Here is a 13,705-nt window from a genome sequence, read left to right as displayed (position 1 = left end):
TCACAGAAGTGACATAAATTCCTTAATTTCAGACGGTTTTAGATGAAATTTCATCCAAAGCCAAAGAAACGAGGATTTATGGTCTTGCGCAATGGCGATGTTAAGGCATAGTTAACCAAGCTATCGGGTGCTGGCGGTGATGAGTAAGAAAAGCTTTGGACGCCTTCGTGACGTACTGGAACAAACCTTTCCGGAACGTCACCTCTATATTCGCTCAAACGGCGAAACCCGCGGCTATGTCCTGAGCTCAGGCAAGCAATTTGGGTTTACCGTGCTGGCTTCGGTCGCGGTTACATGGCTGGCCATATCCACAGGCGCCGTGATGTTTATCGCCCTGTCAGAAAGCGCATCCGAGCGGCAAATCAGCCTGATGAAGGCCCAGTCTGAACGCTGGGTGGCCGACCGTCAAGCCCGCCTCGACAGCGCCACCAAGCAACTGACTCAAGCGTCGGGATCGCTTGATGAACTGGCGTCAACCGTTGAAAAACGCCACGGCGCATTGATCCATATTCTGAAAGATTTCAAGAACGTACCCGGTGCTTCTGCGACCTTGTCTCCGGCGCCTGTTGATGAGGCCTTACCGCCCATTGAACGTATTTACGCCGTCCGTGCCGAGCAGGAACGCATGGTGGGTAAGGCCGAGAATTTTGCCAAATCCCGCGCCGAACGCTTAAGACTGGCCTTCCGTCTGGCCGGGCTTAACCCCGCCGCCTATGCGCAGGGCGGCTCAAACGCCAACCCGCTGCTGGAAGCCAAGGATTCCAAAGAGCTGGCTCAATATCTTGATGTCGACGAAGGCTTTGCGTCACGCATCCGTAATGCGGCGATCAATCTCAATGATATGCGCGGCCTGCAAAAATCGTCTGAGACCCTGCCGTTCAATCGCCCATCCTATAATGTCCGCACCACTTCAGGCTTTGGCGTACGCTTCGATCCCATTAATGGACGCCCCAGAAGCCATCTTGGCCTCGATTTTGCAGGTCCCTATCTTACCCCAATCTACTCAACGGCACCTGGCATAGTTTCGTTTTCAGGTGTGCGCAGTGGCTACGGGAACGCGGTCGAAATCGACCACGGCAATGGATTTAAAACTCGCTACGCTCATATGCAGTCTATGTCTGTACGTGCCGGCCAACGTGTGGCGGTCGGTCAAAGACTGGGGGCTATGGGTTCAACTGGTCGCTCGACCGGCGTGCATCTTCATTACGAAGTGTGGCTCAATGGTCGTCCTCAAAACCCTGCACGCTTTGTAAAGGCTGGAGATTATGTTCAACAAAACTAAACCAACCCGCGCCCAACAATCCGAAGCGGCTGTGGCTCCGCCGCTGGATCTCAATTCGGTCAATATGAATTCATCAAAATCAACGCCGATGATGGCCCCCGCACCAAAGGTCGGTTCGGTACTGTCGTCGACTCTGACGATTGATGGCAATATTACCGGTTCAGGCGATTTGCACCTGGAAGGCACTGTACGCGGCGACGTGAAGGCGGGTCATCTGGTCGTCGGCGAAGCTGGCAATGTCGAAGGCTCAATCGAAGCCGAAACCATTGAAATCCGTGGCCGTGTAGTCGGCGGCATTTCGGGCAAGCAGGTTCGCTTGTCAGCCACCGCCTATGTCGAAGGCGACATCACCCATGAACAGTTGTCGATCGATGTCGGCGCTTACTTCGTCGGCCGCTGCCTGCAATCGCGCGCACGCCCCGAAACCGTTCATGCAGCCCCGGCTCCGGTTCAGCCCGCAGCCGCCCAATATGCAACCACGCCTGACTACGGCGCACCGTCACTGAGCAGCTATGACATGAACGCCCTGTCAGATCTTAAACGCTCTTACTAAGCATTCACGCTAACATATTGGTACATAAAAAAGACCGTAAGAAACTTCAATTTCTTACGGTCTTTTTTATGGAGATTTAATCACACAATCGCCAACGGCACCTGTATGATGGGGCATTAAATCACGGACTCTCATGCCTGAAGCTTTATCCGACAGACCCGAACTGACCTTAAACTTCATGTGGCGATTGCTGCGGGAGACGTTTGACGAGTGGCTGGCCGACAAAGCCCCGCGTCTGGGGGCCGCCCTTGCCTTTTACAGCGTCCTGTCTATCGGCCCGCTGTTGCTCATCGTCGTGTCCGTAGCCGGGTTGGCGTTTGGCGAAGACTCGGTGCGGCTTCAGCTTGTCACCGAAATCAGAAACCTTATCGGAGATACCGGCGCGCAGGCCATTGAAACGATCATGACCAATTCTCACAATCGTGAGGCGGGAATCGTCGCGACCCTGATCGGATTTGCCACACTGATTATCTCAGCCACCGGCTTTTTCGCGCAATTACAAGACGCGCTTAATGCGATCTGGAATGTCGAAAGTAAGGAAAATGACCACTGGACATGGTTCCTGAAAAAGCGAGTTTTGTCTTTTGCCCTAATCGTCGGCATTGGGTTTTTACTGCTGATATCACTGGTGGTTTCAGCGGCACTGGCGGCGTTTGGCGGCATGTTCGCTAACGTACTGCCCGCCTTTATGCTGCACAGTTTTAATCTGGCCGTGTCATTTGCCGTCACCACATTTTTGTTTGCGATGACCTTCAAGATGCTGCCTGATGCCCATATCGAATGGCGAGACGTATGGATAGGTGCTGTCATTACCGCCCTGTTGTTCTCGGTGGGCAAGCTCTTTATCGGCATCTATCTCGGTCAAAGCGCGCTCAGTTCCACCTATGGCGCGGCAGGGTCGCTGATCGTGGTTCTGGTGTGGATCTATTATTCGACGCAGATTTTCTTTTTCGGCGCTGAATTCACCCAAGTGTACAGCCGCTATTTTGGTTCACACATCACCGCAAAACACCGACGCGTCAAAACACAAAAAACCCCTGAGATGTAATCTCAGGGGTTTTTTGTTTAGGTTTATACTTCAGCGGCGTCGCGCGTGGCCCCAACCCTTTGCGCCAGAGACGCGGCCATGAATGGATCGAGATCACCATCCAGCACAGCTTGCGAATCCGAAGTCTCGACATCGGTTCGCAGGTCCTTGACCATCTGATAGGGGTGCAGAACATAGGATCGGATCTGATGCCCCCAGCCGATATCGGTTTTCTGATCCTCAAGCGCCTGCTGCGCCGCCTCACGCTTTTGCAGTTCGACCTCATAAAGCCGCGCCCGCAGCATCTTCCAAGCCTCATCACGGTTGGCATGCTGAGAGCGACCGGCCTGACAGGCGACCGCAATACCCGTCGGAATGTGGGTTAAACGCACCGCCGAGTCAGTCTTGTTGATATGCTGGCCACCCGCGCCTGATGCGCGGTAGGTATCGGTGCGCACATCCGCCGGGTTAATATCGATGACAATCGCATCATCGACCACCGGATAGACCCAGACTGAGGCAAACGAGGTATGGCGGCGCGCATTGGAATCAAACGGTGAAATCCGCACCAGACGGTGTACGCCGCCTTCGGTCTTAAGCCAGCCATAGGCGTTCGTGCCCTTGACGGTCAGGGTCACCGACTTGATGCCCGCCTGCTCACCCGGTGTTTCTTCTTCGACCGATACGGTCATGCCATGGGCGGTCGCCCAGCGCATATACATCCGCATCAAAATCCCGGCCCAGTCGCAGGATTCCGTCCCGCCTGCGCCAGAATTGATTTCGAGATAGGCATCATTACCGTCAGCTTCACCTGACAGCAGGGCCTCCAGTTCGGCACGGCCCGCATAGTCCTTAAGGGATTTCAGCATGGCGCGTGCTTCCTCCAGAAGCTCTTCGTCGCCTTCCATATCGGCCAGTTCAGCATAATCGAGCGCGTCTTTGAGCTCCTGCTCCAGCTTTTTAACGGCATCTACGGAGTTACCAAGCCGGGTACGCTCACGCATGACGCTCTGCGCCATTTCAGGATTGTCCCACAGCGTCGGATCTTCGACGCGCGCATTCAACTCATCGAGACGTCTTAGAGCGACATCCCAGTCAAAGACGCCTCCTGAGCAATCCAATGGATTGCTCGATGTCGCGGGCCTGAGCCTCAACATCCAGTCGCATACCAGTATCCTTATGAAATTAAGAGGGCGGGATACATCCCCGCCGCTATGAAGGCAAGGTTTAATAGAGAATGGGCTCAGCCTCATCCACATAGGGCTTTCGCTCAGGAGCGGCGTCCTGAGACGGCACCTCTTCGGTCAGGCCATCGCGCCAGACTTCGGTATAGGGCTTGGGCCCTTCGATGTCGGAAGGTGCCGCCGTCACGACCGGCTTAGGCTCAGTACCCGGACGGAACGCTTCTTCATAGCCACGCACCGAGACAAACACAGCATCCTTGGGCTTCATGAACGGTTTAACGGGTTTGTTCTTCAACGCCTGCTGCATGAAATCGACGAAGATAGGCAAGGCCGAAGCCCCACCGGTCTCCCCCTCGCCCAGTGAACGGTTATCATCAAAACCGACAAAGACGCCAACCACCAGATCGGGTGAATAGCCGACAAACCAGGCGCTGCGGTATTCATTGGTGGTGCCGGTCTTACCCGCAATCGGGCGACCGAGAACCGAAGCCCGTGCGGCCGTACCACGCTGAACCACACCCTCAAGATAAGAGGTGATCTGATAGGCCGTAATCGGGTCAATAACCGGGGAACCATCCGGCAACAGCTTAGGCGATTCTGTGCCGTCAAAGGCGCGCTTACAGGCGCCGGGGCATTTACGGGCTTCGGCCTTATACACCACCCCGCCCTCACGATCCTGAACCACTTCGATAAGATGCGGGCGAATTTTACGTCCGCCATTGGCAAACATAGAATAGGCCGCGGTCAGCTTATAAGGTGTGGTCTCTCCCGCCCCAAGTGCTATCGGCAAGACGGCGGGCAGGTTATCGGAAATGCCATATTCGGCGATCTTTTGCGAGACGGTCTTGATGCCGACCTTTTGTGCCAGCCGCACGGTCATAGCATTGCGTGAGTATTCAAGACCCTTGCGCAGGGTCTGCGCGCCGTAATAGCGGCGGGTATAGTTTTGCGGCGACCATTTCGCGCCATTGGCACCGGCCATGGAAATAGGCGCATCCATAACAATCGACGCCGGTGTAAACTCATTCTCCAGCGCCACCGCATAGACGAACGGCTTAATAGCCGAACCCGGTTGACGCTTAGCCTGAACGGCGCGGTTAAATTTAGACAGAGAGTAGCTATAGCCACCCACCATAGCCACGATCCGCCCGGTCCAGGGATCAACCGCCACCAGGGCGCCATTGACCGCAGGCACCTGATGCAGCCTGAAAAGCCCTTTGGATTGTTCAGACACGAAGATCAAATCACCAGATTTCAGGCCCTTGCCCGCGAAAGCCCAGATGACATCATTATCGGCCAGACGCCCGCGTGTGCCATCGGTTGCGGTGATTATGCTGACCGAAGACGACGACGCCTTTTCCACAATGGCATGTTGCCACTCTTCGCGTTCAGCCGGAGCCGCGCGTTTCAGAGCGACGGCCTGCCAGCCATTACCCATATCGATATTGTCCCAGCCGCCACGCCAGCCGTGACGGCGATCATACTGCTCCAGACCATCCATCAGCGCGATCCGCGCCACGGTTTGCAGCTTTGGGTCAAGCGTGGTTCTGAGGTAATAACCGCTCGAATAAATCTCATCGCCAAAGATGTTCTGGGCACGGCGCTCTACCTCACCGACGAAATAGTCGGCATCGCGGTATTTGGCGCGCGCAGGTGCCGCCTGAACTACAAGGTCTTCTTTGGACGCCGCCAGTGCCTCGGCCGGTGTGACCCAGCCGACCTTGGCCATTTCACCCAAAATCCAGTTGCGGCGGTCGATGGCCTGTTCTTTACGGCGGGTCGGATGATAGTTCGACGGCCCCTTTGGCAAGGCAGCCAAATAGGCCATTTCACTCAAAGACAGTTCATCGACCGACTTACCGAAATAGTTATAGGCGGCGGTACCGACCCCGTTGGAGCGATAGCCCAGAAAGATTTCGTTGAGATAAAGCTCAAGGATTTGCTTCTTATCCAGCGATGCCTCAAGCCGGCGGGCCAGAATGACCTCTTTCAGTTTGCGGCCCAGAGTCTGCTCATTGGTCAAAAGGACGTTCTTGGCGACCTGCTGTGTGATGGTCGAGCCGCCCTCAAGACGGTTGCCTTCCATGAAATTGCCGACGTTCTTAGCTGCGGCCCGGCTCAAACCACCGACATCAACCCCGGAATGGGCGAAGAAGTTACGGTCTTCGGCGGCCAGAAAGGCTTGCGCCAGCCGTGGTGGTATGCGGTCATACGGCACATAAATCCGGCGTTCCTTGGCAAATTCCCCAATAAGCGTGCCGTCCCAAGCAAATACGCGCGTCGAGGTCGCCGGACGATAATCCGCCAGTTCCGTACCATCGGGCAGGTCATGAAACAGCCACGCGGCATAGATTGCGATCGCAAAGCCCGCGACGGCGATCACCGTCATGAGCACGACCCCTGCCATGGCAAACCATCGTTCGGCTGATTTCAACTTACTGCGCCTCCGATCCTGACCGTTCAAGGCCGCCTGACAAAAACGCCGTCACGCCCCCCGCCTGAAGCCAGGATCACCTTAATTAAGGCTACGTATTTATCAAACCTGCCAACTTAGGCAATCGCATTTCGCGTGAATGGCGTCAAAGGCGCCTCAGCCTGACAATTCCGCCACAAGTTTGCAGATAAATAAAGGCCCCGCGCTTAACCGCAGGGCCTTCGGTCAGATAAATTAATCTTAGCGCATAGCCTTGGGCATCATGACAAATGAGGCATAGCGCACATCGTTTTCAAAATACTGATCAATCGATTTGGCTACCGATGTCATCATGCGGTTACGTTGCGCCGAATCGTTAAGCAGCTTTTCATCCAGCGCATTGGTAATAAAGCCCATTTCCAGCAAAACCGCTGGCACATCCGGCGCCAGCAGCACCACAAAACCGGCCTGACGGTGGCTGGTTTTCAGCAAGGGCGTGGTATCGCCAATGTTATTGAGCAAGACCTGAGCAAAGGTTGCCGAGCGGTTCTTGGTGGCGCGTTGCGTAAGATCAATGAGGATACGATTGACCATCTGATCCGCCGGACGCTCAGCCAAAGACCAATCGCCGCGCACCAGGGCCTTACGTGCCGCCCGTTCCGTACCCGAATCAGACAGAGTATAAATACTGGCCCCACGGGTTGACTTATCCGGCCCCGAATCGGAATGAAGTGAAATAAACAGATCGGCATCAGCACTGCGGGCAATCCGGACGCGCGCCGAAAGATCGACAAACCCATCGGTTTCGCGCGTCATGATGACCTTATAGCGCCCGGTCGATTCGAGCTTGGTCTTCAAGGCCTTGGCCGCCGCCAGATTGACGTCTTTTTCATAAGAAAACGTCCCCAAAGCGCCGGAATCTTTCCCGCCGTGACCCGCATCAATGACCACAATCTTTTTCAATGAACGCCGCAGCGGCACTTCGGCCTTTAACTGGGTCGCCGCAGAGGCTTTGGTGGTGTCCGGTATCAGAAGGCGCGTAGCCTCATCACCCGGAGGTGTGACCGCAGCGGGCACCACATCGATCACATAGCGGTAAACGCCCACGCCATCGGCGGGCGGCAGAATGAACCGGCGCGCAATTTTCGCCTGCCCCTGATAGCTGAGTTTAAGGCGCACCGCCCCGCCCTGATTTTCAACACGCCAGCCGGAGACCAGACCCCGGCCCTCACCGCTTAATGGGCCATCCATGCGCACATCGCTTAAGTCCAGAACGGCCGATGAGGCCGTATCTGCCGATAAAAGCTTACCCTTGGCGGCGCGATTAAGCTCAAGCACGATCCGGGTCTGAGCCTTATCACCGCCCAGACGCACCTTAACCACATCGCCGGAAGCGGTCGCATCCGTGGCCGCCCGCACGGAGGTCACTTCGGACACACCGATGCAGATCACGGCGGCCAGAACCGACGCGGTCGCTATTTTTACGGCCTTATGAAAATCATAGCCGACCAAATGCCTGAGCACCCGGATCATTCAAAACTCCACACATCTTATTTTTTATGTTGGAGCGACTATAACCCCGCACGGGTAGCCATTGCGTTAACACAAGAAAATAATTGACGAGAATGCGTTTTTAGAGCCATGTTGCAAAGTGGCTTCACATGAACCCGAAATGTTGTTTAGCGATGGCTTATGGCAATTTTTGGTTCAGACAGCGTCTGTTTTTATAAAAAGCTCAATGAAACGGCTTTTATACAAAGGCAGACAACACATATATCTGGCTGAACCGCATTGTCTGCGGAACACCCTAAAATGGCGAACTTAAGCGGCCTTAAGGTTAGCAAACCTTGGTCTCTGAATGAGCGCCACCTGAAAAAGATTTCGCGCGGGCTCTTACGTCTTGCGCAAAAGCGTAACGGAAATACCCAATATGGGCTGTGCCTATTTTAATTTATCCCGACCGTTAAACGGTCTACGCGCCTTGAAGCGCGGACAGGATGAATGTGCACGCCCGTCACACCCTAAAAATGAGCGCCCCCTAATTATACCCAAAGGTTTGAGCCTTTGGGTCTCAGGGCCTGTGCGCTTCGGAGAGTCTATTAATGTCGAAAACTATGTTGATCGACGCGACCCACTCGGAAGAGACTCGCGTCGTCGTAATGAACGGAAGCCAGGTCGAAGAATTTGATTTCGAAAGCCATTCCAGAAAACAACTTCGCGGCAACATCTATCTGGCCAAGGTTACGCGGGTAGAACCCAGCCTTCAGGCCGCGTTTGTCGAATACGGTGGCAATCGTCACGGCTTTCTGGCATTCAACGAAATTCACCCGGACTATTACCAGATTCCGGTGGCCGACCGTGAAAAGCTTATGGCCGAACTGGCAGCGCAAGCCGCGGCCAATAACCACCACGATGATGATCTCGAAGACGAAGACGACGGCGATGATCTGCCCGACGAAGAGCGCCGTCTGCGCGCTCACCTGATCAAGCGTTATAAGATTCAGGAAGTCATCAAGCGCCGTCAGATCCTGCTGGTTCAGGTCGTCAAGGAAGAACGCGGCAACAAGGGGGCGGCCCTCACCACCTATATGTCGCTGGCCGGACGCTATTGCGTGCTCATGCCCAACACTGCGCGCGGCGGCGGCATCAGCCGTAAAATCACCAATTCTGCCGACCGTAAGCGCCTCAAAGTCGTCGCCCAAAGTCTTGACGTGCCGCAGGGCATGGGCCTGATTGTCCGCACCGCCGGGGCCAAGCGCACCAAGCAGGAAATCAAGCGCGACTATGATTATCTGCTGCGCGTGTGGGAAAACATCCGCGAAACCACTCTGAAATCCAATGCACCGTCGCTGATCTACGAAGAAGAAGATCTGGTCAAACGTGCCATTCGCGACCTGTTCGATAAGGATTTCGAGCATGTCATGGTCGAAGGCGAAGAAGGCTACCGCTCGGCGCGTGATTTCATGCGCATGATCATGCCGTCTCAGGCCAAGAAGATACAGCTTTACCGTGCCAATGCGCCGCTCTTTGCCCGTCATGGCATTGAGGACATGCTGCAAAAAATCTACTCGCCGACGGTCCCGCTCAGATCGGGCGGCTATCTGGTGATCAACCAGACCGAAGCGCTGGTTGCCATCGACGTCAACTCGGGCAAGTCGACCAAAGAGCGCAATATCGAAAATACCGCGCTCAAAACCAACCTTGAAGCCGCCGAAGAGGCCGCCCGTCAGATGCGCCTGCGCGATCTGGCTGGCCTCGTGGTTATCGACTTCATCGACATGGATGAGCCGAAGAACAACCGCGCGGTTGAAAAGAAGCTCAAAGACGCGCTCGAAAACGACCGCGCCCGCATCCAGATGGGTAAGATTTCCGGCTTTGGCCTGATGGAAATCTCGCGCCAGCGGCGTCGCACTGGCTTCCTTGAAGGCACCACCTCGCCCTGCCCGCACTGTGAAGGTACGGGACGGATTCGGTCGGTCGATTCGTCGGCACTGGGTGCCATGCGCGCTATTGATTTAGAGGCCATGCAAAATGGCGCCGGGGCTGTCATCATTAAGCTGCCGCAGCCTGTGGCGCTTTATGTGCTTAACGAAAAGCAGGGCCATCTGGCCAAACTGCGTGACGAATGGGGCCTTAAGGTCACTGTTGAGATCGAAAATCATCTCTCCCACGCTGAGTTTGAAATCACACGCACCGTTCATGCTGACGAAGTTGAGTTCGTACCGCCGGTTCGTTCTATGCCTGCGGCCGACCTTCTGCTCGATGCCGCCGACGAAGTGTTTGAAGACGAAGAACTGGACGCCGAAGACGAAGAGGCCATTGCCCGCGAAGACACCGACGATGATGGTGCCGCGGAGCGTGCGCAGTCTCGCGATGATAGCCGTGACGGCGGACGTGATGGTCGTGGCCGTGGCCGCAACCGCCGCCGCCGCCGCAAGGGTGAAAACGGCAACCGCGAACAGGATGGCGAAGCTGAGGCCGACACTGAAACCGTTGAAGCGGCTGACACTGAGGCTGATGACGATAGTGACGGCAGCGATGGCGACAGTGATGACCGCCGCAACCGTCGTCGCCGTCGCGGTCGCCGTGGTGGCCGCCGCACGGGTCAGGAAAACCGTCCGCGCGAACCTTATGGCTGGGTACGCGCCCGTACGCCGTCGCTCGAAGAACCCTATGTCTGGATCGATGCCTTCGATGAGCAGCAGCAAAAACGCGTAGACCCGCCTGCATCAGATGCTATCGCGGCGAGTTCATCAGTGCCAGCCCCGGAAACAGGGATGGCGGACTCAGGGCCGGTCGCATCTAAAGACGCCCCCAAAGACGGGGCAAGACGTGAGCGTTCGCGTAACCGCCGCAACCGAGCATCCGCCCCGGATGCTATGGATGTCATCACGCCGGTTGGTTCTGTCGAGGTCGCTCCCCGCGCCCTTACCGAGCCGGTAGATGGTTCGGCACCGACGTCGCTCGTGCCCGAAGACGTGGTTAGTGACGCGCCGGTTCGCCGCAAACGTCCAACCCGTTCCCGTAAGGTTGCCGCTGAGACCGTGGCCGATGATGCAGAGACCATATCCGTCGAAGCTGAACTGGCGATCGCGCCCGAAGCCGTTGCGGTGACGCCTGACCCGTTGATTGCCGAAGACGACGTGAAAACCACGCGTAAGCCCCGCGCCCGTCGCAAGAAAACGGATGTGGTGGCGGAAAGCTTAACCGAAACGGTAACGGCTCCCTTGGCTGAGGCGGAAAACACGGCCCCGGAAGTTGAGACCCCGGCTCCTGTTGAAGCGGCAGTATCTGTGCTGGAACGGCCTTTGGTTGAAGTTCAATCCTTTGAACCGGCGCCGTCCGTGGTCGATCCGGCGGAAATCACCACGCCACCGGAAAAGCCCAAACGTGGCTGGTGGCGCAAATAATCATTGACTTCAGGCGTCGGAAACCTCTCCGGCGCCTGAGTTTTTTAAAGCCTGCCCCTTAACTTAGCCGCAAATAGATCACAATTTAGGTTAGGATGGGACAACAGGTTTCCGGTGAAGGTCGCAAGGATGACACCACAGGCATTTAAAGGCATAGGCAAGGCAGCCATAGCGGCCGTGGCGCTGCTGGCCGTATGCGTGCCCGGCCTTGGTCAGACTCAGGCCGTCATTCGCGACACTGAGATCGAAGCCTTCCTGAAAAAAGAATCGCGCACGGTTTTAGAGGCATCATATCTCGATCCTGACCGAGTGCAGTTCCTGATTGTCGCCTCCAACGATCTCAACGCCTTTGCCACGTCGCGCCAACGGATCGGGCTCAACACCGGCCTGATCATGGAAGCCGAGACCCCGAACCAGCTTTTGGGCGTTATCGCGCACGAAGCCGGCCACCAGAGTGCCGGCCATACCGTGCGTTCAGACGAAATCTATCAGGCAGCCAAGACTCCGATGGCCATATCGTTGGGCCTTGGCATCATCAGTATTCTGGCCGGTGCGCCGGATGCGGGGGTAGCCCTGCTTGGGTCGTCCTCGACATTCGGTACATTAGGCGCTTTGCGGTATATGCAAACCCAGGAATCGGCTGCCGATCTGGCCGGGATCGCCGCTTTAGAGCGCGCGGGCATGTCCGGTGAAGGCATGGTCGAGTTCTTCGATAAGTTCCGGCAATCCGAAACCTTTTCCAACGCCGAGCGCTACAAATATTTCCGCAGCCACCCGTTGTCGCGCGAACGCATCCAAACCCTGCGGGCGCTAGTGACCAAGCAATCTCATTACAATGCCAAAGATGGTCAGGCGACGATTGATGAGTTTGCCATCGTGCGCGCCAAGCTGTCAGGCTTTCTCGACCCGGCGCAGTTCGTGTTCCAGAAATATCCCGAAACCGACACCACTTATCCGGCCCGTTATGCCCGCGTGATTGCCTACTATAAGCAGACCGAGGTGCAAAAGGCGCTGACCGAACTCGATAAACTCATCACTGAGCAACCCAACAATCCTTATCTATGGGAACTCAAAGGCCAGATTTATTTCGAGACCGGTCAGGCCGAACTGTCCAAGCCCGCCCATTTGAAATCGGTCGAACTGATGCCGGGCGCGCCCCTGCTGCACCTTAATCTTGGCCAAACCCTGATTGCGACCGGCAACAAGGACGACGCAGAAGAAGCCATCCGGCAGCTTAAACTGTCGCTGCAGGCCGAAGACGACAACAGCTTTGCTTGGCGGCTGCTGGCGCAAGCCTATGATGGTCTGGGCCGCGCCGGTGAGGCCCGCCTCGCCTCAGCCGAAGCTGAGTTCTTCAACGGTAATTTCCGTCAGGCGCGCACCTTTGCGGTATGGTCACAAAAGAATCTCGATAAGAACTCCCCTGAGTTCCGCCGCGCCCGCGATATCGTCATCACCACCTCTGCGGCCATGGGCATAGACCCGGTCGAAGAGGTCACCAAAACCAAAAAATAAGAAGTCCTGCCCGTGACCGACACGCCTCCTGAGACTAAAACATCCCCCACCACTGTAGCTTCATGGTTCAGCAAACCCAACATCGCCATAGCCTTGGGCGTCGTGGCCGTTATGCTGGCCGGTGCGCCCTATGTGGTGCCGGGGATTCAGAGCCTGCAGGTGCGTCAGGGCCTCACCAACCAGCCCAAAATCCTCGAAGACACCATTAAAAAACTGGATGAGGTTAAGGCCGCGGAAAAGCAAAAAGCCGCTGATATCGCTATTAAGGCCAATCATGAAGCCCTATATGACGATGCCCGCGATCCGGTTATGGGCAATCCGAACGGGCCGATCACGATCGTGGAATTCCTCGATTACAACTGCGCCTATTGTAAATTGTCGACGCCGCAGGTCGAACAGCTTCTGGCGGAAAACAAGGACGTGCGGGTGGTCGTGAAGGAGTATCCGATCATCGCAGACTCCTCGCGCGCTCTGGCTTCCTATGCGCTGGCGACCAAGGACAGCGGCCGCTACGCCGAAGTCCATCACGCCTTTATGGCGTCGAAATTCACCACCGAAGCCGAGGTCGCACAGGCCTTGACGAAGCTGGGCTTCGACGCTCAGGACATCGCAGCCAAGGCCAAATCCGAAGCGGTTCAGGATCACATTAACGCCGTTGAAAAGCTGGGCACCCAACTGGAAATCAACGGCACCCCGACCTTCATTGTCGGCGGCGTGGTCGTCAATGGTGCCGATATGAACGGCCTTAAAGCCGCCATCGAAGCGCAGCGGGCCAAGCTCGCCACAAAATAGGCTTTGCTGCACCGCGACAATTCAGTAGT

At 56.1% G+C, this 13,705-nt stretch carries 9 protein-coding genes; 6 read left to right on the top strand and 3 right to left on the bottom strand.

Annotated elements, in window-relative coordinates; translation table 11 throughout:
• Positions 1–139: 139 nt before the first annotated feature.
• The 3 genes from IE102_RS14085 to IE102_RS14075 all read left to right on the top strand — a co-directional run bounded on the left by IE102_RS14085 (position 140) and on the right by IE102_RS14075 (position 2,883).
• Positions 140–1,282, top strand: coding sequence for a peptidoglycan DD-metalloendopeptidase family protein (locus tag IE102_RS14085; protein WP_189487750.1), 1,143 nt, complete (start codon positions 140–142; stop codon positions 1,280–1,282).
• Positions 1,266–1,835: a bactofilin family protein gene (locus IE102_RS14080; RefSeq protein ID WP_189487748.1), complete on the top strand. Its 570-nt coding sequence runs from the start codon at positions 1,266–1,268 to the stop codon at positions 1,833–1,835. The genes IE102_RS14085 and IE102_RS14080 overlap by 17 nt, the downstream gene beginning before the upstream one ends.
• A gap of 133 nt (positions 1,836–1,968) precedes the next feature.
• Entirely contained in the window at positions 1,969–2,883 is a 915-nt protein-coding gene (locus tag IE102_RS14075) for a YihY/virulence factor BrkB family protein (protein WP_189487747.1), read from the top strand.
• A gap of 23 nt (positions 2,884–2,906) precedes the next feature.
• Here IE102_RS14075 and prfB read toward each other — a convergent pair.
• From prfB to IE102_RS14060, 3 genes are all read right to left on the bottom strand, one after another.
• A protein-coding gene (prfB, locus tag IE102_RS14070) for a peptide chain release factor 2 (protein ID WP_189487745.1) occupies positions 2,907–4,029 on the bottom strand; the annotation gives its coding sequence in 2 pieces (ribosomal slippage) (positions 2,907–3,959 and positions 3,961–4,029; 1,122 coding nt in all).
• Between the two features lie 60 nt (positions 4,030–4,089).
• Positions 4,090–6,435 carry a penicillin-binding protein 1A gene (locus IE102_RS14065; RefSeq protein WP_229807774.1) on the bottom strand — a complete coding sequence of 782 codons (2,346 nt, stop codon included), beginning with the start codon at positions 6,433–6,435 and terminating at the stop codon, positions 4,090–4,092.
• A gap of 285 nt (positions 6,436–6,720) precedes the next feature.
• Positions 6,721–7,992, bottom strand: a complete 1,272-nt coding sequence (locus IE102_RS14060; protein WP_189487743.1) for an N-acetylmuramoyl-L-alanine amidase family protein — start codon at positions 7,990–7,992, stop codon at positions 6,721–6,723.
• A 569-nt stretch (positions 7,993–8,561) separates the two neighbouring features.
• Between IE102_RS14060 and IE102_RS14055 the strand changes: the two genes are divergently transcribed.
• The 3 genes from IE102_RS14055 to IE102_RS14045 all read left to right on the top strand — a co-directional run bounded on the left by IE102_RS14055 (position 8,562) and on the right by IE102_RS14045 (position 13,676).
• Positions 8,562–11,369: an Rne/Rng family ribonuclease gene (locus IE102_RS14055; RefSeq protein WP_189487741.1), complete on the top strand. Its 2,808-nt coding sequence runs from the start codon at positions 8,562–8,564 to the stop codon at positions 11,367–11,369.
• A 129-nt stretch (positions 11,370–11,498) separates the two neighbouring features.
• Entirely contained in the window at positions 11,499–12,884 is a 1,386-nt protein-coding gene (locus IE102_RS14050) for a M48 family metalloprotease (RefSeq protein ID WP_189487739.1), read from the top strand.
• Positions 12,885–12,896: 12 nt separating this feature from the next.
• Positions 12,897–13,676 carry a DsbA family protein gene (locus IE102_RS14045; RefSeq protein ID WP_189487737.1) on the top strand — a complete coding sequence of 260 codons (780 nt, stop codon included), beginning with the start codon at positions 12,897–12,899 and terminating at the stop codon, positions 13,674–13,676.
• Positions 13,677–13,705: the final 29 nt, after the last annotated feature.

This window comes from Asticcacaulis endophyticus, assembly GCF_014652575.1.
Taxonomy (GTDB): domain Bacteria; phylum Pseudomonadota; class Alphaproteobacteria; order Caulobacterales; family Caulobacteraceae; genus Asticcacaulis; species Asticcacaulis endophyticus.
Note: the sequence above shows the minus strand (reverse complement) of the source record. Positions and strands in the feature narration are given on the sequence as shown.

What these genes read in the sequence shown, in the direction of transcription:
- IE102_RS14085 (WP_189487750.1), top strand. Translation starts at nt 140, where the DNA reads ATGAGTAAGAAAAGCTTTGGACGCCTTCGTGACGTACTGGAACAAACC.
- IE102_RS14080 (WP_189487748.1), top strand. Translation starts at nt 1,266, where the DNA reads ATGTTCAACAAAACTAAACCAACCCGCGCCCAACAATCCGAAGCGGCT.
- IE102_RS14075 (WP_189487747.1), top strand. Translation starts at nt 1,969, where the DNA reads ATGCCTGAAGCTTTATCCGACAGACCCGAACTGACCTTAAACTTCATG.
- IE102_RS14065 (WP_229807774.1), bottom strand. Translation starts at nt 6,435, where the DNA reads ATGACGGTGATCGCCGTCGCGGGCTTTGCGATCGCAATCTATGCCGCG.
- IE102_RS14060 (WP_189487743.1), bottom strand. Translation starts at nt 7,992, where the DNA reads ATGATCCGGGTGCTCAGGCATTTGGTCGGCTATGATTTTCATAAGGCC.
- IE102_RS14055 (WP_189487741.1), top strand. Translation starts at nt 8,562, where the DNA reads ATGTCGAAAACTATGTTGATCGACGCGACCCACTCGGAAGAGACTCGC.
- IE102_RS14050 (WP_189487739.1), top strand. Translation starts at nt 11,499, where the DNA reads ATGACACCACAGGCATTTAAAGGCATAGGCAAGGCAGCCATAGCGGCC.